Source organism: Burkholderia sp. S-53 (assembly GCF_025560745.1).
GTDB classification, from domain to species: Bacteria; Pseudomonadota; Gammaproteobacteria; order Burkholderiales; family Burkholderiaceae; genus Burkholderia; species Burkholderia pyrrocinia.
Genome location: NZ_CP090483.1, coordinates 1,688,205 through 1,714,179, shown reverse-complemented (window position 1 = coordinate 1,714,179; position 25,975 = coordinate 1,688,205). Strand labels below are relative to the sequence as shown.

The 25,975-nt window shown below is 65.4% G+C and carries 24 protein-coding genes; 6 read left to right on the top strand and 18 right to left on the bottom strand.

Going from position 1 to position 25,975, the window contains the following annotated elements:
• Positions 1-14 precede the first annotated feature (14 nt).
• From LXM88_RS12880 to LXM88_RS12870, 3 genes are all read right to left on the bottom strand, one after another.
• Positions 15-1,745, bottom strand: coding sequence for a SulP family inorganic anion transporter (locus tag LXM88_RS12880; protein ID WP_262542686.1), 1,731 nt, complete (start codon positions 1,743-1,745; stop codon positions 15-17).
• Positions 1,746-1,762: 17 nt separating this feature from the next.
• Positions 1,763-2,389 (bottom strand): ParB-like protein, encoded by a 627-nt coding sequence (locus tag LXM88_RS12875; protein ID WP_262542684.1) that lies wholly within the window; start codon positions 2,387-2,389, stop codon positions 1,763-1,765.
• Positions 2,390-2,518: 129 nt separating this feature from the next.
• Complete coding sequence (locus LXM88_RS12870) at positions 2,519-3,061, bottom strand: GNAT family N-acetyltransferase (protein ID WP_262542683.1); 543 nt, start codon at positions 3,059-3,061, stop codon at positions 2,519-2,521.
• 281 nt (positions 3,062-3,342) lie between these two features.
• On the opposite strand from LXM88_RS12870, the gene LXM88_RS12865 reads away from it, so the two are divergent.
• The 4 genes from LXM88_RS12865 (at position 3,343) to LXM88_RS12850 (ending at position 8,456) form a co-directional block, all read left to right on the top strand.
• On the top strand, positions 3,343-4,563 hold the full coding sequence (locus LXM88_RS12865; RefSeq protein WP_262542682.1) for an MFS transporter: 1,221 nt from the start codon (positions 3,343-3,345) through the stop codon (positions 4,561-4,563).
• A 215-nt stretch (positions 4,564-4,778) separates the two neighbouring features.
• Positions 4,779-5,597 (top strand): TetR/AcrR family transcriptional regulator, encoded by an 819-nt coding sequence (locus LXM88_RS12860; protein ID WP_262542681.1) that lies wholly within the window; start codon positions 4,779-4,781, stop codon positions 5,595-5,597.
• Between the two features lie 157 nt (positions 5,598-5,754).
• Complete coding sequence (locus LXM88_RS12855) at positions 5,755-7,509, top strand: AMP-binding protein (RefSeq protein ID WP_262542680.1); 1,755 nt, start codon at positions 5,755-5,757, stop codon at positions 7,507-7,509.
• Positions 7,510-7,538: 29 nt separating this feature from the next.
• Complete coding sequence (locus tag LXM88_RS12850) at positions 7,539-8,456, top strand: DUF1571 domain-containing protein (RefSeq protein WP_262542679.1); 918 nt, start codon at positions 7,539-7,541, stop codon at positions 8,454-8,456.
• 27 nt (positions 8,457-8,483) lie between these two features.
• On the opposite strand, the gene LXM88_RS12845 is transcribed toward LXM88_RS12850, so the two are convergent.
• A complete protein-coding gene (locus LXM88_RS12845; RefSeq protein ID WP_262542678.1) occupies positions 8,484-8,768 on the bottom strand; it encodes a hypothetical protein in 285 nt (94 codons plus the stop codon).
• A 295-nt stretch (positions 8,769-9,063) separates the two neighbouring features.
• Here LXM88_RS12845 and hfq point away from each other — a divergent pair, with 295 nt between their 5' ends.
• Positions 9,064-9,645, top strand: a complete 582-nt coding sequence (hfq, locus tag LXM88_RS12840; protein WP_047900548.1) for an RNA chaperone Hfq — start codon at positions 9,064-9,066, stop codon at positions 9,643-9,645.
• Positions 9,646-9,724: 79 nt separating this feature from the next.
• On the opposite strand, the gene LXM88_RS12835 is transcribed toward hfq, so the two are convergent.
• The 14 genes from LXM88_RS12835 to LXM88_RS12770 all read right to left on the bottom strand — a co-directional run bounded on the left by LXM88_RS12835 (position 9,725) and on the right by LXM88_RS12770 (position 23,605).
• A complete protein-coding gene (locus LXM88_RS12835; protein ID WP_262542677.1) occupies positions 9,725-10,432 on the bottom strand; it encodes a DUF2968 domain-containing protein in 708 nt (235 codons plus the stop codon).
• A 55-nt stretch (positions 10,433-10,487) separates the two neighbouring features.
• Positions 10,488-11,879 (bottom strand): sigma 54-interacting transcriptional regulator, encoded by a 1,392-nt coding sequence (locus LXM88_RS12830; RefSeq protein ID WP_262542676.1) that lies wholly within the window; start codon positions 11,877-11,879, stop codon positions 10,488-10,490.
• Positions 11,880-11,987: 108 nt separating this feature from the next.
• A complete protein-coding gene (locus LXM88_RS12825) occupies positions 11,988-13,928 on the bottom strand; it encodes a pilus assembly protein TadG-related protein (protein WP_262542675.1) in 1,941 nt (646 codons plus the stop codon).
• A gap of 95 nt (positions 13,929-14,023) precedes the next feature.
• A complete protein-coding gene (locus LXM88_RS12820) occupies positions 14,024-14,353 on the bottom strand; it encodes a DUF3613 domain-containing protein (protein WP_262542674.1) in 330 nt (109 codons plus the stop codon).
• 20 nt (positions 14,354-14,373) lie between these two features.
• Complete coding sequence (locus LXM88_RS12815) at positions 14,374-15,216, bottom strand: tetratricopeptide repeat protein (RefSeq protein WP_262542672.1); 843 nt, start codon at positions 15,214-15,216, stop codon at positions 14,374-14,376.
• A 17-nt stretch (positions 15,217-15,233) separates the two neighbouring features.
• Positions 15,234-16,226: a type II secretion system F family protein gene (locus LXM88_RS12810; protein ID WP_262542671.1), complete on the bottom strand. Its 993-nt coding sequence runs from the start codon at positions 16,224-16,226 to the stop codon at positions 15,234-15,236.
• A 4-nt stretch (positions 16,227-16,230) separates the two neighbouring features.
• The gene (locus LXM88_RS12805) at positions 16,231-17,229 is read right to left on the bottom strand and encodes a type II secretion system F family protein (protein WP_262542670.1); all 999 of its coding nucleotides are present in this window, start codon (positions 17,227-17,229) and stop codon (positions 16,231-16,233) included.
• On the bottom strand, positions 17,222-18,592 hold the full coding sequence (locus LXM88_RS12800; protein ID WP_262542669.1) for a CpaF family protein: 1,371 nt from the start codon (positions 18,590-18,592) through the stop codon (positions 17,222-17,224). The genes LXM88_RS12805 and LXM88_RS12800 overlap by 8 nt, the downstream gene beginning before the upstream one ends.
• A 3-nt stretch (positions 18,593-18,595) precedes the next feature.
• Positions 18,596-19,870 (bottom strand): fimbrial protein, encoded by a 1,275-nt coding sequence (locus LXM88_RS12795; protein WP_262542668.1) that lies wholly within the window; start codon positions 19,868-19,870, stop codon positions 18,596-18,598.
• A 60-nt stretch (positions 19,871-19,930) separates the two neighbouring features.
• Positions 19,931-21,262 carry a type II and III secretion system protein family protein gene (locus tag LXM88_RS12790; protein WP_262542667.1) on the bottom strand — a complete coding sequence of 444 codons (1,332 nt, stop codon included), beginning with the start codon at positions 21,260-21,262 and terminating at the stop codon, positions 19,931-19,933.
• 65 nt (positions 21,263-21,327) lie between these two features.
• Positions 21,328-22,254, bottom strand: coding sequence for a Flp pilus assembly protein CpaB (gene cpaB / locus LXM88_RS12785; protein WP_262542666.1), 927 nt, complete (start codon positions 22,252-22,254; stop codon positions 21,328-21,330).
• A gap of 87 nt (positions 22,255-22,341) precedes the next feature.
• Positions 22,342-22,788 carry a TadE family protein gene (locus LXM88_RS12780; protein WP_262542665.1) on the bottom strand — a complete coding sequence of 149 codons (447 nt, stop codon included), beginning with the start codon at positions 22,786-22,788 and terminating at the stop codon, positions 22,342-22,344.
• Positions 22,785-23,285: an A24 family peptidase gene (locus LXM88_RS12775; RefSeq protein ID WP_262542664.1), complete on the bottom strand. Its 501-nt coding sequence runs from the start codon at positions 23,283-23,285 to the stop codon at positions 22,785-22,787. Before LXM88_RS12775 ends, LXM88_RS12780 begins: the two co-directional genes overlap by 4 nt.
• Positions 23,286-23,398: 113 nt before the next feature.
• Positions 23,399-23,605, bottom strand: coding sequence for a Flp family type IVb pilin (locus LXM88_RS12770; protein ID WP_262542663.1), 207 nt, complete (start codon positions 23,603-23,605; stop codon positions 23,399-23,401).
• A 676-nt stretch (positions 23,606-24,281) separates the two neighbouring features.
• On the opposite strand from LXM88_RS12770, the gene LXM88_RS12765 reads away from it, so the two are divergent.
• Positions 24,282-25,952: a collagen-like triple helix repeat-containing protein gene (locus tag LXM88_RS12765; RefSeq protein WP_262542662.1), complete on the top strand. Its 1,671-nt coding sequence runs from the start codon at positions 24,282-24,284 to the stop codon at positions 25,950-25,952.
• Positions 25,953-25,975 lie beyond the last annotated feature (23 nt).

Sequence of the window (25,975 nt, the reverse complement as noted above, 5' to 3'; positions counted from 1 at the left end):
GCCGCGTCGCCTCGTCACGCGGCGGTCGTTCCGTCGCTGCCGCCCGGCGGCATGCCGGCCTGCAGCAGTTGCAGGCTCTCGTCGACGCTCAGTTCGGACATCGCGCCGTCGCGCAGCGTATCGTCCGCCGCGCGGTGCAACGCATGCAGTGCGTGCATCTTGAGCCGCACGATCGCAAGCCGCAGCCCGCGCGCCGTGCATTCGGCCGCGAACGTGCGCAACGATTCGATCGTCGTGCCGTCGACGTCCGGCGTTTCCTCCAGGCTCAGCAGCACGGTATGCGTGTCCGGCGCGGCCTTCATCAGCGCGCGCACGCGATTCAGCATCCGGTCCGCGTTCGCGAAGAACAGTTGTGCCTCGGGCCGCACGATCAGCACGCCCGGCACCGGTTTCGCTTCGGCATGGCTCGCGACGTCGACGAAGTCATGGCTGTCGCGCAGCCGGCCGAGCACGCTGACGTTCGGCTCGGACAGCTTGCGCAGCGTCAGCAGCAGGCTCACGCCGATCGCCGCGAGCAGCCCGTGCAGCACGCCGAGCACGAGCACCGCAAGCAGCGCGGCGATCACGACGAGCCGGTCGCGATGCCAGGCCCAGTACGGCTTGAATACGGACGGATGCAGCGAGTGGCTGACCGCGAATATCACGATCGCCGCGAGCACGGGCTCCGGTGTGCGCGCGAGCTGCGGCAGCAACAGCCAGACGATCAGCGCGACCACGCCCGCTGCCCAGAGGCCGGCAAAGCGCGACTGCGCGCCGGCCGCTTCGTTCGCCGACGTCGCCGAATAGCCGGCACCGACCGGCATCCCGTGCAGCAGGCCCGACACGAGGTTCGCGCAGCCGAGCGCGACGAGGTCGCGGTTCGGCGACACACTGTCGCCGTGCTTCAGCGCGAAGTTGCGGATCGACCCGTACGACTCCGCATACAGGATCAGCATCAGCGCGAACGCAAGCTCGACTGTCTGCATCCACGCATTGCGGTCGAGATCCGGCAGGCCGAATTCGAGGTGCCGAAAGTCGATATGGCCGACGATCGCGATCCCGTATCGCTGCCAGTCGATCGCATAACCGGCCGCGATCGACAGCACGATCACGACGAGCGTCGCGGGCACGCGCGAGCGGCGCCCGAGCACGAACAGCAGCGCCAGCGCGGTCGCGCCGACCACGACACTCGCGAGGTTCGCATGCGGCGCACCGGTGACCAGGTCGAGCGCGACATGCGGCGCATCGCTGTGCTGCACGGAAATCGCGAGAATCTTCGGCAACTGCTTGATGACGATCGTCAGTGCAAGGCCGAAGGTGAAGCCGCGCAACACGGGCCGTGCGACGAAATCCGACATGCCGCCGAGCCGCGCGGCGCCCGCCAGGATGAACAGCACGCCCGTCATCGCGACCAGCGCCGCCGCCAGCGCGAGTTGCGCGGCTAGCGCCAGCCCCGATTCGGCGAGCACGGTCGCCGCGAGCACGGCGGCCGACGATGACGTCGACGATACGATCGCGAAGCGGCTGCTGCCCGTCAGCGCATAGACGACGAGCCCCGACAGCAGCGCAATGAGACCGGCCTGCGGTGGCAGGTTGGCCAGCCCCGCATACGCGACCGCCTCGGGAATCAGCAACCCGGCGATCGACAGGCCGGCCAGCGCATCGAGACCGATGCGCCGCGTGGGCGGCGGCGGGGCCGCGTCGAGCGCGGAGAAATGGTCGGCATGCTGCAGGCCGGCGTCGGGGCGGATCGGGGCGCTCGTCATGAGGCAGTCGGTGCCGGTCAGGGTTTGACGGCGATGACGCCCGACCAGCCGGGCAGATAACGCGCATCCTGCTCGTGCGCGCGGTGCAGCGCGACGTCGAGCGCCTTCGTGAAGTTCTTGCGGATCTGGTCGAGCGACACGTGCTGGCGCAGGTAATCGGCCCACAGGAATTCGCTGAACGGCGTCGCGTCCTTCGCATAACCGCCCGCCGTACGCAGTTCGCCTGCGAGGCTGCGGTACGGATCGTCCTCGAGCCCGGTCAGCACCTTCGGCAAATGCGCATAGTCGCGGCGCGTGCCGTCCGCGCCGAACGGATGCACCCACTGGTTGTGCTCCATCATCCGCCAGAAGATCGTATCGTCGAGCCACGACAGATCCTTCAGCAGCATCGCGTTCACGCGCGACTCGCCCTCCTCGATCAACGCGAGGCCGAGATGGTGATGATCGGTGATGTAGTGCAACCCGTCCGGGCCGAGGACGGCCGGGAACCAGTGCGATTCGATCGCGGCCTTGCGCGCGCGCTTGTCGAGCGCCTTCCAGTGCTTGCGCTTCGCCTTGACTTCGCGATAGCCGACCGTCATTTGCGTCGGACGCAGCGCGTCGAGCCTGACGGGAATGAGATGAACGTCGGTGCCGAGTGCCATGGTCGTACCCCATGTTGCGAAATTCCGGCAACGATACTCCTGATCGCGCGAGCCGTTAATACGTCATGACCTCGATATGCGTGCGATTGACGATCTCTGACAACCGCCCACACGCGCATACGACCGACACTAGGCGCGCAGATCGTTGCGCTCGAGACGATGACGTATGTAAGGAATGCCGTCGTGCACGACGCTCACGCGACGCATCCCGAGCTTGCGCGCGACGTTCAGCGAGCCGCTGTTGGCCTCGGCGATATCGGCGATCACGCGCGGCAGGCGCACGGTATCAAACGCGTGACGCACGACGGCGGCCGCAGCCTCGCTCGCGATGCCGCGCCCCCATGTCGTGCGCACGAGCCGCCAGCCGATCTCGACGTCGCGCGCACCGTCCGCATAGTCTGGAATCAGCAGGACCCAGCCGATGAACGCATCGGGCGCGGCCTTCTCGAAGATCGACCAGTAGCCGAGGCCCGGCGGGTAGTCGCGCGTGATCCGGTGCGTGACGAAGCGGCGATGCTCGTCGGGATCGTGCCACGGGCCCGCGATGTGCCGCGTGACCTCGGGATCGCGATCCATCGCCATGCACGCATCGAGATCGGCCAGCACGCGCGGACGCAGCCACAGCCTGGCGGTTTCGAGCACCGGCAGCGCGGCAGCGGAACGTTCGTTCATCGGGACTCCTGATTCGGTGACGATGCTCATCGAGCGCATTACAAAACAGATACAAACAGCCTTCCGGAATGATACAGATGCCTGTCGCCGGTCCGGCGCGGCTCCGTTTCAGTTTCCGAAACAGTTCATTTCGTAGGGATTATTCCCGATTCGGCTTTATCGCGCCCCACATCGCACGGCGCCGCGGCCTACACTCGATCATTGCCCCCGCACCGCGCGCAAGCCGGGCCGGCATCCGCATGCACATCGCGAGCGCGCAAGCCAACGAGGAGACCTCGGACATGAGCTGGACCCGCGAACAACGCAACGTCACGATCGCCGCCTACCTGGGCTGGACGCTCGATGCGTTCGATTTTTTCCTGATGGTTTTCGTGCTGAAGGACATCGCCGCCGAATTCGCGTCGACGATCCCCGCCGTTGCGTTCGCGCTCACGCTGACGCTCGCGATGCGCCCGCTCGGCGCGCTGATCTTCGGCCGGCTCGCCGACCGTTTCGGCCGCCGCCCGACGTTGATGGTCAACATCGCATGCTACTCGCTGCTCGAGCTCGCGTCGGGTTTCGCGCCGAGCCTGACCGCGCTGCTCGTGCTGCGCGCGTTGTTCGGCATCGCGATGGGCGGCGAATGGGGCGTCGGCTCCGCATTGACGATGGAAACCGTGCCGACCCATGCGCGCGGCTTCGTGTCGGGGTTGCTGCAGGCCGGCTATCCGAGCGGCTATCTGCTCGCGTCAGTCGTGTTCGGCCTCTTCTATCAATACATCGGCTGGCGCGGGATGTTCATGATCGGCGTGCTGCCCGCGCTGCTCGTGTTGTACGTGCGCACGCACGTGCCCGAATCGCCGGCATGGAAACAGATGGAGAAACGCCCGCGCCCGAGCCTCGGGGCCACGCTGAAGCAGAACTGGAAGCTCACGATCTACGCGATCGTGCTGATGACCGCGTTCAACTTCTTCTCGCACGGCACGCAGGATCTTTATCCGACGTTCCTGCGCGAACAGCATCACTTCGATCCGCATACCGTGTCATGGATCACGATCGTGCTGAACATCGGCGCGATCGTCGGCGGGCTGTCGTTCGGGGCGCTCTCGGAGCGGATCGGCCGGCGTCGCACGATCTTCATCGCCGCGCTGATCGCGCTGCCCGTGCTGCCGCTGTGGGCGTTCTCGAGCGGCCCGGTCGCCCTCGCCGCCGGTGCGTTCCTGATGCAGATCTCCGTGCAGGGTGCGTGGGGCGTGATTCCGGTTCACCTGAACGAGATCTCGCCGGACGAGATCCGCGCGACCTTCCCCGGCGTCGTCTACCAGCTCGGCAACCTGTTCGCGTCCGGCAACGCAACGATGCAGGCCTCGCTCGCCGTTTCGCACGGCAACAATTACAGCCTGGCGCTCGCGCTCGTGGCCGGCATCGTCGCCGTCGTGATCGCCGTGCTGATCCTGTTCAGCCGCGAGCGGCGCGGCATCGACATGACGCAATCGGTCAATACGCGTAGCACGGTCGGCTAAACCTGCGCATTGCCGCATCGCACCATCGCGCGTGCCCCGTCCCGCCGGGGCCGCGCGCCATATTTTCCGCATTCGCACATCGAACTAGAGGAATTTGTCCAGATTCCCCGCTTGCCCGCTCTGCCCGCGATTTTTTATCTTAATAAAAACGACTGTTTGAATCAGATAATCAAATCACCTGTTCGCGGCCGGGCAACCGGCATGGGAGGCGGAACATGGCAGTAAGTCAGGAGGGGCGGCCATCCGCGGGACGGCCGTCCGGGGCGCGGTCATCCGGCACTCGGCAGACCGGCGGGACAAAGGCGCGCATCCTCGATGCGGCCGAGGACCTGTTCATCGAGCATGGCTTCGAGGCGATGTCGATGCGCCAGATCACGTCGCGCGCGGCGGTCAACCTCGCGGCGGTCAACTACCACTTCGGCAGCAAGGAAGCGCTGATTCACGCGATGTTGTCGCGCCGGCTCGATCAGCTCAACCAGGAGCGCCTCGGCATCCTCGACCGCTTCGATGCGCAGCTCGGCACGCACATCACCTGCGAGCACGTGCTCGGCGCGATGTTCATTCCCGCGCTGAAGGCATCGCGCAACCCGGACCGCGGCGGGCCCGGGTTCCTCCGGCTGATCGGCCGCGCGTACACGGATCCGTCGCCGTTCGTGCGCAACTTCCTGACCGCGCACTACGCGAGCGTCGCGGGCCGCTTCTTCGACGCGTTCCAGCGCGCGTTGCCGCACCTGCCGCGCACGGAGCTCGGCTGGCGGCTGCACTTCGCGATCGGCGCGCTGTCCGGCGCGCTCGCGGGGGCCGAGACGGAAAGCCTGATCGACGAGTTCTCGCAAGGCCGCACGATGAACGACGTGCAGATGATCGCGCGGCTGTCGTCGCTGATCGTCGCCGCGCTGAAGGCGCCGATGCCCGACAGCGCGCAACTGTCGATCTTCGCGGCGGTGCTCGACGACGCGGGAGCAAGCGAAGCGTTCGGGCTGCCGTCCAGTGCGGCGATCGCCGATACGGCGACGCTGCATTCCGCGAACTGAACGCGCGAGGCCACGCGCGACTTCCTGTTCACGAATTGATTGATACGCGGGGTCATGCGGCGCGTCGAGGCGCCCGCGTTGATCGCCCGTGAAGCATGGGGCACGGGCACGCATAAAAGCGCCTGCTCCCGCCGAAAGCAAAGACCGGAGACAAGTCATGTCATCTTCCGCAGCAACCGCAGCGGCCCAGGTTCCGCCGAACACCGACGGCATCTGGTACGCGTCATACCCGCCCGGCGTACCGCACGAAATCGACGTCGCGCAATACGCGTCGCTCGTGCAGTTCTTCGACGAATGCACGACACGCTTCGCCGGGCGCGTCGCCTATGTGAGCGCAGGTGCATCGATGACCTATCGCACGCTCGCGCAGAAAGTCGACGCGTTCGCGTCGTATCTGCAAAGCCTCGGCGTGAAGCCCGGCGACCGCGTCGCGATCATGCTGCCGAACACGTTCCAGTATCCGGTTGCGCTGTTCGGCACGCTGAAGGCCGGCGCGATCGTCGTCAACGTCAACCCGCTCTACACCGCGCGCGAACTCGCGCACCAGTTGAAGGACAGCGGCGCGCAGACGATCGTCGTGTTCGAGAACTTCGCGAGCACGCTGCAGGAGGCGCTGCCGGAAACGCAGGTGAAGAACATCGTCGTCACCGCGCTCGGCGACCTGCTCGCCGACGGCTTCAATGCGAAAGGACGCCTGATCAATTTCGTGCTGAAGCACGTGAAGAAGCTCGTGCCGGCCTACCACCTGCCGCAGGCGATCCGGCTGCGCTCCGCACTCGCGCTCGGCGCGCGCGGCAAACCGCAGCCCGTGCAGATGACGCGCGACGACCTCGCGTTCCTGCAATACACGGGCGGCACGACCGGCGTCGCGAAAGGCGCGATGCTCACGCACGGCAACCTGATCGCGAACCTGCTGCAGGCGAAGGCGTGGATCGCCGACCAGGTGTCGGGCGACGTCGAAACCGTGCTCACGCCGCTGCCGCTTTATCACATCTATTCGCTGACGGTGAACGCGTTCATCTTCATGGGGCTCGGCGGGCGCAACATCCTGATCGCGAACCCGCGCGACATGAAGATGGTGATGAAGATCATCCGCAACGAAACGTTTACCGGGATCACCGGCATCAACACGCTGTACAACGCGTTCCTCGACAACGAGGAATTCCGCCAGCGCGACTTCTCGAAGCTCAAGCTCGCGATGGCGGGCGGGATGGCGATGCAGCGCGCGGTCGCGGAGCGCTTCCAGCAGGTGACGGGCCGGCCGGTGGTCGAAGGCTACGGCCTCACCGAATGCTCGCCGATCGTCACGATGAACCCGGTGAACCTGGACGACATGGCCTCGTTCAGCGGTTCGATCGGCCTGCCCGCCCCGTCCACCGTCGTGCGCTTTCGCCGCGAGGACGGCACCTGGGCCGCCATCGGCGAGCCGGGCGAGCTGTGCGTGCATGGTCCGCAGGTGATGCGCGGCTACTGGCAGCGTCCCGACGAGACGGCCAAGGTGATCGACGCCGACGGCTGGCTCGGCACCGGCGACATCGGCGTGATGGACGAACGCGGCTTCATTCGCCTCATCGACCGCAAGAAGGACATGATCCTCGTGTCCGGCTTCAACGTGTATCCGAACGAGATAGAGGAAGTGCTCGTAATGCATCCGGGCATCAGCGAGGCCGCCGCGATCGGCATTCCGGACGAGGTGCAGGGCGAGCGGATCAAGGTGTTCGTCGTGCGCCGCGACCCGTCGCTCACGGTCGACGACGTGCTCGCGCACTGCCGCAAGAACCTGACCGGCTACAAGATGCCGAAATTCGTCGAGTTCCGCGACGCACTGCCGCAGACGAACGTCGGCAAGATCCTGCGCCGCGCGCTGCGCGACGAGGAACTCGCCAGGATCAAGGCCGCGAAGCAAGGCTGAACGATCCATCGCTCCGGGAGACGCTGTCGATGAACGAAGGAAAGAAGCGCAGCGCGCGGCATGCCGCCGCCGCGGCAGTCGCATGCATGTTGTCGCTCGCGCAACCGGGCCTGCACGCGCAGGAAACGGCCGAGGCCGCGAGCGCGGCACAGGAAATCGCGCTGCCGGCGGACCTGGCGAAAGTCACGCGCGAGCCGGTCGCGCAACAGGCGCGCTGGCTGCGCACGGTCGCGCAGCGCGGAACGCTCGCGCAGCTCGATGACGCGACGCTCACGACGCTCTTCAAGGCGCTCGATCCGCTCGCCGTGCCGCTCTATATCCGCAATGGTCCTAACGGCTATCCGGCGTACCAGTTCACGATGGTGCGCCAGGAGCGCATCAGCGGGAAATGGTCCGACACCCCCGACCGCATGCTGGTGAAAACCACGCGCGAGCCGCTGCGGGTGTATGCGAAATGGCTGCCGGGCGGCGCGCATGCCGGACAGGAGACGATCTACGACACGACGCAGCGCAAGGACGAGATGTATGGCCATCTCGGCGGCCTGCTCGGCAAGATTCCGTTGTGGACGGCGCTCGATGGCGCGCTCGCACGCGCGCAGTCGAATCACCAGGTGAAGGATCTCGGCACCGAGTTCATCACGAACCTGTACCTGACCGAAGGGAAGAAATACGAGGAAGCCGGCGTGCAGCGGCCGACCCGGGTGGAGGCAAAAACGATCGGCGGCGTGCGCGTCGTCGCGCTCACCTACGAGACGCCGACCGGCCGGCCGCAGTTCTACGCGAAAAAGGAAGTCCTCGGGCTCGACCTGCACGCGCCCTATTTCCGGACCGTCGAGTCCTATGACAACGACGGCAGGATCTTCGAGCGGATCGTCATCGAGAAGATTGCGCCGGCGACACTCGACGACACCGCATTCGACCCGAAAAACCCCGACTACGCGTTCTGATGCGCGCGGGCGGCGCCGACCCCGGGATCAATCGTCATCGTCGTCGCCGTGGTGCTTGTGCCAATGCTTGTAATAGTGCTTGCGCCACTTGCGATACCGATCGTCGTCGTCATCGCCGTAGTAGCCGTATCCGTAGCCCGGATAGGCGACCACGGCCGGCTGCGGCGCCACATAGACCGGCGCCGGCTCGACATAGACCGGTGCGACCGGTACGCCGATGCCGACCGACAGGTCGACATGCCCTGCCATTGCACTGCCGGAAGCCAGCAACGCCACGCCGCCGACCCACCCCGCCCATCGCCACTTGTTCATGTTCTGGATCCCTGATATGCCGGCCCATCCGGCTCGCGCGAGTAATGTAGGCGCAGTGCGCGCACCCAGGTGATACGGCGCTGCGAGAATCGTAACGCGACGTAACGAAACAGCTTTGGCCGTTCGGCCGAATCGCGAAAATGCGCTGGAACGTCTATAGTGGGTTACGGTTCGACACAATCACGACTGCGCGCTTCCCCATCGAACAGGGTAGAATTCCGCCAAACGCCTTGTGGACGAACACGTCACACACACGCACAACATATTCTCTGACGCAGGCTCCTGCCGCACCTCAATGGCCAATCCCGCAGAATCCCATCCGCAAAACGACTTCATCAATTCGGCGCGCAAGGAACGTAAGCGCGTTGAAATCTATCTCGTCAACGGCATTCGTCTGACGGGGTGTATCGAGTCGTTCGACCAGTATCTGGTGATGCTGCGCACCCCCGTGGGTCTGCAAGGCATCTACAAGCGTGCGATTTCCACGATCCAGCTCGACACGGGCGGCGCGCGCCCGGGCGGCGGCGGCCCCCGCGGGCCGCGCACCGGCGGGCGCCCCGGCGGCCGTGAAGGCGGCGGTCACAGCCCGTACGGCTCGCACGGCGGCCCGCGCGAATCGCGTGGCGACGGCGGCGGCTACGGTTCCCGCGAACCGCGTGAAGGCTATGGCTCCCGCGAGCCGCGCGAGGGTTACGGCTCGCGCGAACCGCGCGAAGGCTACGGCGCACCGCGCGAACCCCGTGAACCGCGCGAAAGCTACGGCGCGCCGCGCGACACCGGCGACGCATCCGGCAACACATCGCCGTCGGATGCACGCGGCGGCAACGGGCCGGTGATCGTCACGCGCCGCCGGCGCATCGTGCCGGACGGCCAGTAAAACAAAAGGGCAAGCCAACCGGCTTGCCCTTCTTTCTTGTGCGGCCGGCGCGGCATGTCGCCGCACTGCCACTCTCAGTTCAGTGCGCCGCCGTCGGCAGGCCCGCGTCGGCCTCGCGCTGCAGCGAACGCACCTGCTGCTGCAACGCGCGCAGTTGCGACTGGAGTTCGGCCTGTTGCGCCTGCAACGCGGCCGTCTCGCTGCGTACGCTCTTCTGGCGGTCCGCGACCGCTGCCTGCTGCTGGCGTGCGATCGAGATATCGGCCTGCAGACGCCGCGCGCGGTTCTGCGTGACTTCGATCTGCTTGTCCATTTGCGCCTTCTGCGCTTCCAGCTTCGTCGCCCGCAATTCGTTGACGGCCAGCCGCTCCGCCTGGCGCGAGAAATCGCGATAGATCGCTTCCGCGCGCGTTTCGTCGAAAGTCTTGATCACGCGCCAGAACGCCTTCTGCTGGAACAGCGCGACGAAGTACGCACCGTCCTTCACGTTGAACAGCAGGCTCGCACCGTAGCTGCCGTTGTAGCTCGTACGCATTTCCGTCAGCGTGTGCGCCTGGATCTGGCGCTGCAGCTCGTCGACCGTGCTCGGCCCGGTTGTCTCGCCCGCCTGCGGCTGCACCGAGGTCTGGACCTGCGAATCGATCACCGGAATCGCAGCCACCGGCGCCGACGCCTGCTGCACCGCCGGCGAATCGCTGCCGGCCAGCCCCTGCGCGCAAGCGCCCTGCATGCCTCCCACCACGGCGAGCAACACGCATGCCCGCCCCAACCCCGTCATATGGCTCATGAAGTTTTTATTCCCGCCCGTGTCGTTGTAATTCAGCGCGATTTTATCTCATTAATTATTCGCTTTCGCGTGTCTCGGGCTCTTCGTCGAAGATCTGATACTTGCGCATTTTTTCCCACAATACCTTGCGGCTGATGCCGAGCTGCTGCGCCGTGTCCTGACGCCGCCAGCCGTTTGCGTCGAGCGCCGCGATGACGCGGTTGCGCTCGTTCATGTCCCACTTGCTGCGATCGACGAAGACCTCGGCCGCACTCTCCGCCGGCACCGGCTGTGCCGAGTTGCGCGCGTGCGCAATCAGCCGCTGCAGCCGTGCGGCATCCCACCCGCCCGTCTGCCGCACCGTCACGCCGACCCGCTCCGCGAGGTTGCGCAATTCGCGCACGTTGCCGGGGAAATAGCTGTCCGCGACCGAATCCGTCAGCCAGTACGGCAAATCGGACAACTCGGCGAGCCGGTCCTCGCCGACAATCTGTGCGACGAACGACTTGAACAGCGCGATCTTGTCGACTGCGCCGCGCTCCTCCAGCGACGGAATGCTCAGCTCGATCACCGCGAGCCGGTAGTAGAGATCGGCACGGAACAGGCCGTCCTTCACGAGCTGCGGCAGCTTCTTGTTGCTCGCCGCGACCAGGCGGAAATCGACCTTGACCGACGTCGCCGCACCGACACGCAGCACCGCGCCGTCCTCGAGCACGCGCAGCAGCTTGACCTGCTGATACAGCGGCAGATCGCCGACTTCGTCGAGGAACAGCGTGCCGCCCGCCGCCTGCTCGAAATACCCTTTATGCGCAACAACCGCGCCCGTGAACGATCCTTTCGCATGGCCGAAGAACAGCGATTCGAACAGGCCGTCGGGAATCGCGCCGCAGTTCACCGGCACGAATTCGCCGTGCCGGTAGCGCGAATGCTTTTCGTGCAGCAGTTGCGCGATGCGCTCCTTGCCGACGCCGGTTTCGCCGTGCAGCAGCACGTTGGTGTCGCAGTCGGCGAACGTATCGACTTCGTGCAGCAGCGCCTGCATCGATTCCGAGTGCGCGACGAGTTCGGACGGCTGCAACGTTTCGGCCGCGTGCGCGCGCAGTTGCGTGACGAGCTTGCCGATCATGCCGCGCAACTCGGCGCACGTGAAGTCGAGCGGCAGGATATGCGAATACTCGGGCGGATACTGCGACGAGTCGTGGTCGCGCGCCGCGCCGACCCAGACGACCGGCATGCCGATGTTGGCCTGCCAGTCGCGCAGGAACGCCGCGCCGGTTTCGATCATCGATACGCTGATGATCGCCAGCGACGGCCGCAACGCGGCGCGCTCGGGCGAGATCTCCGCGTTGTCGGCACGGATCACTTCGACGTCGAAGCTCGCCATGCAACGGGCGACACGGTCGACGATGTCCGCCTTGCCTTCCCAGACGTACAGGTCGAGCTCTTCGATTGCGGGCGTGGTTCTCATGATTCGGGTGCGGCTTCAGTAATTGACGAGTGGCTCGGCATTGCAGGTCAGTGACCGGTTGCGGGTGGCAGCGACGCCGCCTGCTTCGATAACGGAACGTTCAGGCATTCATTGAACAAGCATGGGATTGCCGCATCTGATCGAGTCCGGTGTGTTCGTGACATAGGCGTTCCCCAGGCTCAGGCCGAGCAGGCCCGTGACCGAGGTCAGGAGCGAATCGATCGGTTGCAGGAGCAGCGGAACGAGCGTGCTTCCGAGCGCGCTCAACAGCGGCCCGGTCAGGATATTCAGCAGAGGCGTCAGGATGCCGGCCAGCACCCTTGCCAGGCCACCGCTCGCCGACAACGAGAACGACAGACCACTGTTCGATATACCTTGCACGGCGGGCGCAAGGAACTGATCTGTTGCCGTATTCCGCATGTACGGCGGCCCCGGATTCTGCGAACCGGACGACCCGGCTCCAGGATACGTAAACGTCAACGGTGACGGATCTTGATTGGCGACAGGAATCGTCACCTGCCCGGGCTGTATGTTGATGTTGACCGAGATCTGATTCAGGTTGATGAGCCCAAACGTCACGGCATCGAGCAAGTTCGTCACGGTACCAAGGCTCAGCAGGTCGAGCAGACTCTGCAGGCTGACGGACGCGAGCGTGATCGGGGTTGCGCTGCTGTCGGGCATATATCCGGACGGCGCGTTGAGGTTGATCGGCATATTCGCCGAACCGCCGATGTACACGGCAGCCACCCCGGTTTGCACATTCACCTGTGCGGTCTTCGTGCCGTCCGCGGTACAGGTAACGGACGCCAGGCCGGCCTTCGCCGGCGCCACATACGCGGTGATCGGCAATTGAACGGCAGCAAGCGGCGTCGGACTACCCGACGGGCAACTGCCTCCCGGATAGACCAGCCCGCCGGTGGAGCACGTCGACAGCAGCGAGATCGAAGTATTGAGGAACACGTTCCCTTGCGCGGTCGACGTGTTGGTCGTGCAATTGGAGGTCCCGCAACTCGTCGGGCCGGGCGGGCCGCTCGCGGTGGCCGGCGGCGTCCCGGCGAGCTTCACGGAACCCGACACGGTCGCATTCAGCAGCGGCGCGAGCGCGGTCGGCGTCTGAACCGAGATGCTGGGAATGCTGACCGAATTCGTACCGTTTGCGATCTGCAACGCCGTCGACAACAATCCGAGCGCATTGACGCTGGCATTGACGGCGGAGCTTCCCGTAGCGGTTGCCGCGGAAACCAGCTGGCCAAGCGCGATCTGCGGCCCACCACAGATGCTGTTCGAGCAAAGCGCCACGACGAGCGCATTCAGCACGTTCAGGTTCGCCCCGACCAGATTCTGCTGCGTCGCCGCCTGCACCGCAGCGTTGGCCAGTTGGCCAAGCGTGACGGTGCCGTTCAGCACGGACGTGCTTGAGCCGACCGGCAGATTGGCGAGAATGCCGCCCAGCTTCAGGTTGACCTGAGCGAGCCCCTGATAGTCGACGGCCTGCAGACTCAGCGTATTGGGCGAGCCCGTCAACACCTGAAGCAACTGGTTGGCCAGTCCACCGTTCAGCGCCGCAAGCGACGTGCTCAGCGTAAAGGTATCGGTCGGCACACTCTTGGCAATCGCCGACGCGCTGATCGTTACTCCATTGATAAAGAGCCCGGTCACGGGTTCGGAAACGGTAACGCACACGGCGTTGACCGATTGACCGTTGCTGACGACTCCGCCCGACAAGCCGGCACATTGATTGTTCGCGGGCAGCGGTGCGCCCGACGTGCGGGTGAACTGTGCGCTACCGCCGCTGGTTTGCGGCGCGGTCCAGATGCCGCAGGTCACGGTAGCGGACGGTTTCCCCGATAGCAGGCTCGCCGGCACGTTCGTGACTTGATTGACCGCCGTCGTCGCTGCGGCGCAAGTGGCGTCGCTGGCAACCTGCGTAACAGCGGAAAGCGCGGCCGAATCGGCGGCCGCCTGCATATGGCGTCGTTCGGCATAATAGCGGCCGATATCGGTCGCACCCAGCACGATGACCGCTATCGCCAGGAAGATCGTCACCATGATCGCAGCGCCGCCGCGCAGGTGACGTCTGCGTGAGCAGCCGGCTCTGCGCCGCCGAGCCACATGTGATTGATCTGTGCGCATCGCCGCCTCGCCTACTGCTGCGCACCTTGCCAGCCACCCGACGTGCCGCCGGCAGAACCGAGCTGCGAATTCATCGTGTCCGGAATCTTGTTCTTGAACGAGTCGAGATAGCGCTGATAGACGAGCGTCGCAACCTCTCCGAGCATCGGCTGCGTTGGCGCCGCCGCGCGATTGTCGCGCTGCATTGCGAGCCATTCCTTCGTGGAGCGCTCGACGTCGGATGCGCGCGGTGCGTCAACATCTTGCGCGTATGCGACCGTCGAGCCCGCTACCAGCAAGACGATCGCACCCAGCGCCGCGATCCGGCCGACGTGCATGTTTCGATCATGTTTGTTGTTCATGTCGTTCCCCGGATGTCTGTTCATTGTGCAAAGCGCTGCAACAGCGGCACGGTCTGGTCGTAGCCGAAATTGTTCGCCATCGGTGTAATCGGGGCCGTGGCGGCACGGCGCGACACCACCGGCGGCGTCGCAACCGCGCGCTGCTGCGCACGCACCGCCGCGACAATCTTCGCGGCGTCGCCATTGATGTCCTTGCGGATATCCGCCGGCAGATGCTGCTGGTTCATCAATCGTTGCGCATCCTGCGGGCGCCCCGCCGCAATCAGATAAAGGGCGAGGTTGCTGACGATCTTGGGATTGCGCTGATCCAGTTCGGCCGCCTTCATCAGCGGTACCCGCGCACCGACGACGTCGCCGCTGCGCAGCTTCGCGTACGCGAGATCGGACAGCAGCGACGCATCGGTCGGCGCAAGATCCGACGCCTGCGCAAGCACCTGCGCCGCACGATCGAAATCGCCTGCCGCGCCCGCGATCAATCCGAGCCCGCGATAGCCTCGCGCGGCAAGCGGCGTTTTCAGCAACTGCGTGTAGGCGGCCGCACTCGCGGCCGGCTGGTCAGTCATGCGCAATGCGTCCGCGCGCAACAGGACCGACTCCGGGATCGCTCCATATGTCTTGTCGTATGAGTCGATGTGCGCGAGCGACGCAAAGTAGAGGCCCTGCGACTGCATCCGCTGGATCAGGCCCAGATACATCCCCGGTGTATCCGGGACGGACTGCTTCTGATCGGCCGCCTGCATCAGCGACGCGCGCTCGGTCTGCGCGTTGACGCCGTACCCGTTTTCCTTGGTTGCGCACGCGCCGAGCAGCACCACCGCTGCCGCCACGCCCGCCTGCACTGCCATTTCGCTGATCCGCTTCATCGTCTTTCCTTCCACCGTCAATGACGCGACGACAGCGCGTGCGTCACCGCCAACAAGCCCGGCCCGGCCGTCACGATCAGCAATGCGGGCAGCAATGTCAGCACCATCACGCCGGTCATCTTCACGGTCAACCGGCCGATCCGTTCGCGCAGCATCGCACGACGTGTCTCGCGCAACCGGTCGCCGAACTGCCTGAGCGGCTCCTGCACCGCGCCGCCATGCTTGTCGACCTGGACCATCAATCGCACGATCGCGCGCAAATCCTCATTGTCGAATCCGCCGGATAGCCGCTGCAACGACTGTTCGCGCGTCCGGCCCGCCGCGAACTGCCGCTGCGCAATCCCCATCTCCGACGACAGTACCGGCATCATCCCGCGAAAATCGTTCGTCACGACCTGCAGGCTCTGATCGAGCGACAAGCCGACGCCTTGCAGCAAGCGCAGCATGTCGACGAACAACGGCAATTCGTCGACCACGCTCTGCCGCCGCGCCGCCGCACGGCGCTGCACGTAGAGCTTCGGCAACATGAAGCCGAGCCCGAACGCGGCGAACATGCCGATCATCCAGATACCGCCCTTCATGCGCCCGCTCGCGACGATCGCGAACAGCAGCGGCAGCCCGATCCCGCACGCGACGCGTGCGCTCAGGAACAACCCGCGCGTGCGCGCGTCGACATAACCGCATTGCTCGAGCAGGCGGCGATCCTCCTCCGCGACAACGTATTTGCCGAGCCCGGTATCGAGCCAGCGCACGCCCGCCGCCGACAGCCGGTCGAGAAAACGTTCGACACGCTGCCTGCCGCGCACGTCCGGCTTCGCAGGCGCATCGCCATCCGGCGCGCTCCGCGCTTTCGCTGCCTCGAGCGCAGCCATCCGCCGGTTCAGCGCATCGACAAGCGCGCGCTCGGCACGCGTCGCGGCACTCGCGCGCAACAACGCGATCATGCCGAACAGCAGCACGCCGAGTGCGCCGCTCGCCAGGGCAATCGCTCCGATCTGAGTCGCCGTCATAGCATCACCTGAGCCGGGCCATTCGATACAGCCAGACACTGCCGGCCAATTGCAACAGGAACGCGAACATGAGAAGCGTCCGTCCACCCGGATCGTTCCACATGCCGTGCAGATATTTCGGATTGTTGACGACGATAAAGCTGCCGATCGCGATCGGCAACATCACGAGCACAAACGCCGACAACCGTGTCTCGGCCGACATCGCGGTCAACTCGCGTTCCGCCTGTTCGAGATCGCGCATGAACACGGCCATGCGTTCGAGCATCACGTCCGCGCGGCCGCCATACTTGACCGACAAACGCAACACGGAGCCGACAAGTTCGAACTCCTCGGTTCGATAGATCTTCGCGATGTGTACCATTGCGCGATCGATTTCGACACCGCCGCGCAGCATCCGCGACACGTGGTCGAGACAAGCGCGAAGCGGCTCCTCGGTCGTCAGCAGCGCGGACTGGAATGCCGCCGGCACGCTGTTGCCGAGCGTCACCAGACGCACGATCCCGTCGAGGAACGACGGGATCTGCCGGACGATCTTCAGCCTGCGCCGCTGAATTCGCGACGCGAGCCAGACGCCGAGCATCGAGCTGCCGCACGCGAGCGCCGCGAAGCACGCCAGCGCGCCACCGCGACTGCCCGCGAATGCCGCGACAACAACCAGCACGACGAGTGCGACGAGCGTCTTGCCCCGCGCATCCTCGATCCCGGCGCGACTCGCGAGGTTCGTCAGATACTCGGATGCCGTCGCATACCAGTGCGCCCAGAATGCGTCGGACGATGCATTCCGTGCCGCGCCCGGTTGCGGCACGGCACGCGCAGCACCGGCCGCGGACTGCCGCGCCGGCTGCGCAGCGGCACCGGCACGTGCGCCGGGTTCGAGCCGGCTGTCGATAAAACGCTTCGCGTCGGTCCGCACGCGCCGGGTCTCAGCGTGACGCCACAGCATCATCGCCGCCGCGACGCACAGCATCGCGCACGCCAGCACCCACACCATCGCGCTATACATTGAAGCCCCCGCCGCCGCGGCCGAACCCGCCACCGCCGAAGCCGCCGCCAAACCCGCCGTCGCCGAATCCGCCGCTCGTCAGCGTCTGACGGAAGCGCGCAAGCTTCGGCGAATGCGGATGAATGCCCAGCGTTTCCCAGTGGTCGACCTCGTCGCCCTCCGGCGTCACGCGCGCTTCGTAGCGGTAAAGCTCCTGCGTTGCGATGATGTTGTCGGATAGCCCGGTCACTTCGGTGATCGACAGGATCCGCCGCCGCCCGTTCGACAGGCGCCCGATCTGCACGATGAAGTCGATCGCGTTCGCGATCTGCCGGCGCAGGCTCGACTCGGTCCCCTGGAAGCCCGCGAAGCCCGCCAGCATCTCGAGACGGTACAGGCATTCGCGCGGCGAACTCGCATGCACGGTGCCCATCGAGCCGTCGTGACCCGTGTTCATCGCCTGCAGCATTTCCAGCACTTCGCCGCCGCGCACTTCGCCGACGATGATCCGGTCCGGGCGCATCCGCAGCGTATTGCGCAGCAGGTCGCGAATCGACACGACGCCGGTGCCGTCGAAGCCGCCCGGCCGGCTCTCGAGCCGCACGACGTGCGGGTGGTTCAGCGACAGTTCCGCCGTATCCTCGATCGTCACGACACGCTCGATCTCGGGAATGTGGAACGCCAGCGCGTTGAGCAGCGACGTCTTGCCGGAACTCGTCCCGCCCGACACGAGAATGTTGCAGCGCGCCTCGACCGCCGCCTGGAGCAGCGTGTTGATCTCTTCGTTGAAGGTCCCGTTGGCGAGCAGGTCCGACGGCTTCAGCGGATCCTTGCGGAATTTCCGGATCGATACGACCGGGCCGTCGATCGACAGCGGCTCGATCACGACGTTCACGCGGCCGCCATCGGGCAGCCGCGCATCGACCATCGGGTTCGACTCGTCGAGACGGCGGCCGATCGGCGCGAGGATGCGTCGCACGATCCGCAACAGGTGCGCGTTGTCGGTGAAGCGCACCGGCAACTTCGCGAGGATCCCGTGACGCGATACGTACACGTCGTTGTAGCCGTTGATCAGGATGTCTTCGACAGCCGGGTCCGCGAGCAGGTCCTCGATCGGCCCGAAGCCCGCGAGCTCCTTCGTCAGCGCCTCGGCGATCGCACGCACCTCGTTCTCGTTGAGCGGAATGCGGCGCAGACGCACGAAGCTGTCGATCTCGAGATCGACGAACTGGTTGATCGCCTGGCGGGACCAACGGCCGAACTCGGCGCCCAGTTCTTCGATGCGCGTCAGCAAGTGCTCGTGCGCGGCATTCTTGATGTCGTGGAATTGCTGCGTCTGGGAAAACGGCGCTGCGCCGTCGGCGAATTGAATGTCGTGTGCCATCGCTTACGACCGCTTGGACGAGGGTTGAATGAAACGCTTCAGCGCGGACAGGCCGGATGCGGAACGCGGGGTGGCCGATCTGGCCGACACGCCTGGCAGCCGCGCGGCGAGCGACTCGAGCGCGCGCACGTACGGGTCGCGCTCCGCGATATCGACGATGAGCCGGCCCTGGTTCGCCGCATGGCCGATCGCGACGCGACGCGACGGCAAGGTGCCGACCAGCGACAGACCGAGGCGCTCGGCGATCTGCGCGGGCGTCAGGTCGAGTGCAGGGTCGTACTGGTTGACGACGAGCCGTACGCGATCGGTATCGACGCCCGCATCGCGCAGCCCGGTAAGCAGATCGGCCGCCGACACGATCGACGCGACGCCCTGATCGCAGACGAGCCACGCTTCGTCGGCCGAGTTCGTGATCTGAGCGACGAACTCGCGGTTCGAAAAGCCGCCGAGATCGACGACCTGCTGATCGAAGAATGCGCGAAACCGGTTCAGCAAACCGGCACACGACGCGTACGAGACGTCGCGCAGCCCGCCGAGATCGGCTGGCAGCGTCGTCAATGCGACGCCGCTCTCATGCCGGGTCAGCGCGGTATTCACGAAGGTCCGGTCGATGCGGCGCAGGTTGTGAACCGCGTCGATGAAATGGAATTCGCAGCGCGTATTCAGGAACAGCGCGCCATCGCCTGCCGGCAGCCCCAGGTCGACGAGCGCGGTCTGGCGGCCGGCCGGTGTGCCGCCATTCGACACGCCGCCCGCCCCCGGGCTTGCCGCACGCTTCTGCAACCAGACGGCGAGATTCGCCGCGAGCGTGCTCACGCCCATGCCGGCGCGCGCACCAAGCAACGCGACGAGCTTGCCGTGGCGGCTCGTCGACTCGGCGACGTTCGCAAGCAGCCCGCGCGTCGTGCGCAACGCCTCCTCGGCCGGTGCCGACACGTCGATGAAATCGCGAACGCCGGCGCGCAATGCGGCAAGCGTGCTCTCCGGCTGCGCGAGCGATCCGAGCGCGACGATCGGCAATCCCGGATGCGTGGCGCGAACTGCGGCGGCGGCGATGCTCGCTGCCGTGCTGCCATCCGAGAAATCGATGAAGACGAGCGCCGGATTGAGGCCCGTGATGCGCTGTGCAAGCACGCCCGGTTCGAGCGATGCGGCCTCGACCGCACCGGCCGACACGAGCGTATCGGCCAGCCAGCGGACATGCGCGTCCTGTTGAGATGCACAAACGAAATAGTCGGTCACGGCGGGTTCACACAATGATTGGATTCGCGCGTTCATGCTGAACACCCCCGGTTACGCAAGGCGTGCCGAAGCACCGCAACACGCGATGCTTCGCACTCATTTCGAAAAACCCGGTGCAGCGTCCGGCGACGCAGCACCGCCCAGATACGACTGCCATACCGGCCCGTTGCGCTGTTCGGACAGCTCACCCGGCGTAGCAGGCAGCACCGCACCCTTCGCGATTGGCGCGACGAGATGCGGCGTCACGATGATCAGCAGTTCCTTGTCGTTCTGCTGATAGCTCAGATTCTTGAAGAACGTGCCGATGATCGGCAGATCGCCCAGCAACGGCACCTTGCTCACGTTCGAAATCGTCTGACGATCGATCAGGCCGCCGATCACGAAGCTCTCGCCGTCGCCGAGTTCGACGGTCGTGTCCGCGCGGCGCGTCGTGATGCCGGGCACCGCGACGCCGCTGACCGTCACGCTGTTCACGAAGTCAAGCTGACTCGACTCCGGTGCGACCTTCAGCGCGATCCGGCTGGGGCTCAGAACCGTCGGCGTCAGCGAAAGCCCGACGCCGTATTGCTTCCACTGGATCGCGGTCGAACCGAGCCCTTGCGGGGACGGCACCGGAATCTCGCCGCCCGCAAGGAAGCTCGCGCTCTGCCCCGACAGCGCGACCAGCGTCGGCTCCGCCAGCACGCGCGCGAGATTGTTCGCCTCGAGCAGTGACAGATCGGCAAAGATGCCGCGTCCGGCAGCATTGACGACCAGGTTGAACGCGGACGCAACGGGTGACCCGAGCGTCGGAATGTAACCCGCGGTACCGGGGCCCGCCCCGCCGCCATAAGACTGCACGCCGCCCGGCGCAAACGATCCGAACGAGAAGCCGTTGCTCTGCTTGAAGAAATTGAACCCGACCTGCTTGAGCACCGAGCGGCTGAATTCGACAACCCGGACGTCGACCTGTACGACATTCTTGCCGGTGACCGTCGAACGGTCGATCACGACGCCCTTCCCGCTCATGTTCTTGCCGACCGCAGCTGCGCGCGCATGCCCATCGAGCGACGCCGACGATCCCTGCAGCACCGCCGTGCCGCCATATGCATTCACGCGCGGCGTGGAGCCATCGAGCACCGCTTGCGCTGCCGCGTCGACGACTGCGACATTCCAGACCGTCGGTTCGTCGTGACCTCGCTCCCACAGCATCACGTTCGTCGCGCCAGGCGCCTTCGCGGTCAGCAGCACGGAACCCGAGCGGCTGCCCTTCATGATCAGCACGTCGGCGATCGCCGGATCGCCGACCGCGACGCGCTGCAGCGTGCGGCCGGCCGAAATCTGCCGTTGCGCGCCGACCGCGAGCTCGATGGTGCCGCTCGCACTCGCGAACGATGCGAACGTCATGGTGCAGATGGCAATCGCGAATGCAATCAGTGTGTTTTTCATTGTTTGGTCGACCGTCGCGCGGCCCGTTACTTGTCGTCGCTGATTTCGATGGTCGTCGATGTCGTTCAATAGGCAACCGTTTCCGACCGGCCGCCACGGATCACCTCGATACCGCCGCCGCTCCCGCTCGGCCGTACCGCCGGCGGCAGACGCGACGGCAACGGCGGCACGTTCACGTTGGCGACCGGCGTTCTCGGTGTGCCGGACAACTGTTGCAGCGAGACGCCGGCGGCGGCAATTGCCGACGGCGACAGCTTGTTGTCCGTACGCACCGCGACCGTCTGCATCGCAAGCTCGTCGTCGCGCGGGTTTCGCAGCGCGAACGTCAGGCGGCCGCTCGCCTCGCCGAGCGTCAACGCATCGACCTGCGCGGTCGGCACCGCGAGCACCGCGATGCGGGCGCCGGACGCTTGACCGTTGTTGCCGGTGTTGTTATTGCCGCTGTCGCGATCGGGTGTCGCATCGCCGAACGACAGCACCCGCACCTTCGACAACAGAAGCCGTGCCTGCGTCTGCGAAACTTCGCCGTCAAGCATCGTGCCGCCTTCGCGCTTCAGGTTCAGGAACACATCGACGAAATTGCCGGGCCGCAGCCGGTTGCCGACTGCATTGGTTTCATCGACACGCACTGCGACCGCGCGCTCGCCCGGTTGAACATCCTCGGCAAGCCCCGATACCAGCGCGCCCGCGACGACCGGCGACGATGCCGGAATGTCCGCCGCCGGCACTCGGCCAACGAGCGCGGACGGATCGGCGAAGGCACCCGTCGGCACCGGCGTGGTCGGCTGAAGCTTCAGCGCGTCGGCCGCGATCGGCTGGCCGGCGGACAACACACGCGTCGCAACCACGACCGGAACCGGACTTGCCGCAACGGTTTGCTGGGTCGGTACGGGATTCGGTGTACTGCGTCCGAGCATCCACGCGTAGATTCCGAGCAATACGGCGATCGCAATCAGCAGCCCCGCGATGATCTTCGTTAAATTGTTGGCCATGTTGTCGTGTGGATGCCGAAATAAAAGTCCGATAAGTTTTTTGCCCGATTCGCGAGTCGGCGTGCGCGTCGCGTCACGATGCTTAATTCAAAGGATCGACTGCGGAATTTGTACGACCGCCGTGCTCGTCAACGGTTGAGTCAGTATGCTTCCCAGAAATGGCATGCTCGTTATCCAGCTCTGCGGGGTGTAGTTCACCGTGACCGACAGGCAGTACAACGACGGCGGAGTCGACTTGTCATAACTGCATTGGGGCGCCACGACCTGTGGCGTGCCGACATTCAGCCAGGCCACGACGTTCTGTGCAGTCGTCGTTGCGTTCGTCATGCGCGCAGCAAGACTGGGGGCGTAACTCAGCCCGGCCCGCGCGCCCTCGCTGGCAGCAAACGTCAGGCTCTGTTGAATCGTGAAAATCATCCCAAAACTGAGGATGCCGTAGAAAATCACGAACAGCAGCGGAAACACGATCGCAAACTCGACCGCCGTCGCGCCACGCTGCCGCCGGCGTCCACGCGGCTGCATCTGTCGTGTCATCGCACGCCCCCCGTTGCGACAAGAAAAACGACCCACGCAGCAGCCGGTGCCGCGAGGCATGCCGCATAGGGTGTTGCCCGGTATCTGCCGAGCGCCATCGTCGGCTTGCCCCGGCGCCACAACGAGCCGACCGACGTGCGCGAAAACAGCATCAGGGCAAGGGCATGAATACCGGCGACAAGACTGGCGGCAACCCAGATCCACAGCAGCGCATTCGCGCCGCACCACACGCCGATCACGGCAAAGATCTTGACGTCCGCCGCGCCCATGACGCGAAGCAGAAAAAGCGGGAAAAAGGCGACCAACCCGACCAGCAGACCGATCATTGCCTGCGCCGGGAGAATGCCGAACGGACTGGCGTTCAAGTACGCTCCGCTCACGCCACAGGCCAACCCCGCCAGGACGAGCGAATTCGAAACGCGCCTAAAGCGGATGTCGCTGGTCGCGACGAACGCAGCCCAGACCAGGAACACCCCGCTGAAAATGAATTTTGCCATCGCACCGCAACCTGCCATAAATGCCGCGGCGGGTGGATTGCCAAGGCAATCCACCCACCGCAACACCAAGACGACTCAATGCCTCGAGGTCGTGCTAATTGACGTCAGGTGGGTTACTTAAAGATGCTGGCAGCCGTGCAGTTCGTGCCGCTCGGGGTGGTAAGACATGCCCCGAGGTTCGTGAACATATTGCCCAGATTAGTGCCGATCGTCGAAGCACCAGCAAGGATCGCGACAGCAATAAGACCCGCAATCAGACCATACTCGATCGCGGTAACCCCGTTGTTTTCCCTAAGGAAACGCTTGATGATTGCTTTCATTTTATTCCTCGTGCCTGAATTTACGTTCTTTGGCCTTTTATACGTATACATCCCCGCATATTGGCCGTTGCCCCATGTCGTTCGCCACATCTGCTGCAGCGACAACCGGGTGCGCTTTCTTTATAGGTCGCCCAAAAGGGCATGTCTCACGATTTGATGCAAGTTAACATTCGCGATAGTGACCCTCCTCGAACGTCGTGTACCGAACCGTACATTTGCTTACATCTGCTCCGGATTCTATATCCGAACCTATTTACTTTCCAACCTCTTTCAACGGCTCGGATCGAAAAAAATGACCCGGAGCACGACGTATTTGTACGGCGTTTCGGTACGTCTTACACATAGGATTTACGATAGGTTAGATGTGCACACCTAATCCACCAGTAAAACAATTGCCTCGTCCACCAAGCCCCCGCGCATCCCACGTTACGCCGCACGCGTAACGCCAATGTTGTGACGTTACGTTACGAAACGGCCGAAACCGTTCTCATTCGCCTGCCCTTAAACAGATTCAACAATCTTTCAATTGCCATAACTTCCTTTTCCGACAAGGAATTGCCCCGTTTAAAACCTGTTGTCGAACCGTCGACCATCGAAATGGCACGACAGTTGCAGAGTAGTCCTCGCACCACTCAACACAACGCAGTTCACAACACATTTTTAATGCGAGGAAGAAATGGACATTAAGGTTATCCCTCATGGCGTGTTCCGGACGACTCTGATCGCGGCCACCGTTGCAGCCATGCTTTCCCTCTCCGCGTGCGGCGGCTCCGGTTCCATCAGCCAGGGCCTCGGCAGTGGCCACTCGGGCTCGGGCGGCGGCGATTCGATCTCGACGTCGGGCGGCGGCACCTCGGGCGGCACGTCGGGTTCGACGAGCGGCAGCACGTCGGGCAGCACCAGCGGCTCGACCAGCGGCAGCACGAGCGGTTCGACGAGCGGCAGCACCAGCGGCTCGACGAGTGGAACGACCAGCGGCACGAGCGGCACCTCGGGTGTGTCGTCGAACGCGGTGGGAACTGTCCTCGCAAGCGGCAGCAATCTCGTTACGGGTGTCGGCGGGACCGTCTCGGGTCTCGGCTCCGTCATCGCCAGCCAGTCGCTGCCGGGCGTGAACCCGGCCACCACGCAAGCGGCGGGCGGCATCGTGCAAAGCGTCGGCGGCGCGGTCACCACACTCGGCAACGGCCTCGGCAACGGTCTCGGCCAGCTCGGCGCAACGAAGGATCCGGTCGGCACCACGGTCGCCAGCACGGGCGGCGTGGTCAATCAACTCGGCGGTGCGGTCACGCAGACCGGCAACCTGGTCACGAGCCTCGGCAGCGGCCCGCTGTCGCCGCTCGCACCGGTCACGGGCGCCGTCGGCGGCCTCGTGTCGACGCTCGGCGGCGCCGTGTCGAACGGCGGCACCACCCTCACCAACGCGCTGTCGACCGGCCCGATCCAGCAGGTTACGCAGACGGTCAGCTCGGCCATCACGCCGATCACGACGATGGTCGGCCAGACGACGCAGACGATCGGCACGGCGACCGGCCTCGGCGCACCTGTCAACACGCTGCTCGGTACGGTCGGCAACGGCCTGAACCAGGCCGGCGCGCTGCTCGCGTCTGCAGGCGGCAACCCGGTCACGACGGGCCTCGGCAACACCACCTCGACGACGGGCAATACCGTGAAGGCGGTCGGCGGCCTGCTCACGGGCGGCACCGGCGGCGCGACCAACCCGCTCGCTCCGCTCACGGGCCTCGTCTCCACGGTTACCGGCGCACTCGGCGGCGCAACGGGTGGCGGCAGCGGCCCGCTCGCCCCGGTCACCGGCCTCGTCTCGACGGTTACCGGCGCACTCGGCGGCGCAACAGGCGGCGGCAGCGGCCCGCTCGCCCCGGTCACCGGCCTCGTCTCGACGGTTACCGGCGCACTCGGTGGCGCTGCAGGCGGCGGCAGCAGCCCGCTCGCGCCGGTCACGGGCCTCGTCTCGACGGTCACGGGCGCGCTCGGTGGCGCTGCAGGCGGCGGCAGCAGCCCGCTCGCGCCGGTCACCGGCCTCGTCTCGACGGTCACGGGCGCGCTCGGCGGCGCAACGGGCGGTACGAGCGGCAGCCCGCTCGCGCCGGTCACGGGTCTCCTCGGTGCAGTCACGGGCGCACTCGGCGGCGCGACGAGCGGCGCAGGCGGCAGCAGCCCGCTCGCCCCGGTGACGAACGCCGTCTCCACGGTCACCAGCACGGTCGGCGTACCTGCACTGAGCGGCGGCACGGGTGCCGTCACCAACTCGGGCTCGTCGTCGAATCCGCTCGCGCCGGTCACGTCGCTGATCGGCGGCCTGCTCGGCGGCACGCACGGCAAGTAAGCCAATACCCATTCATCGACAAG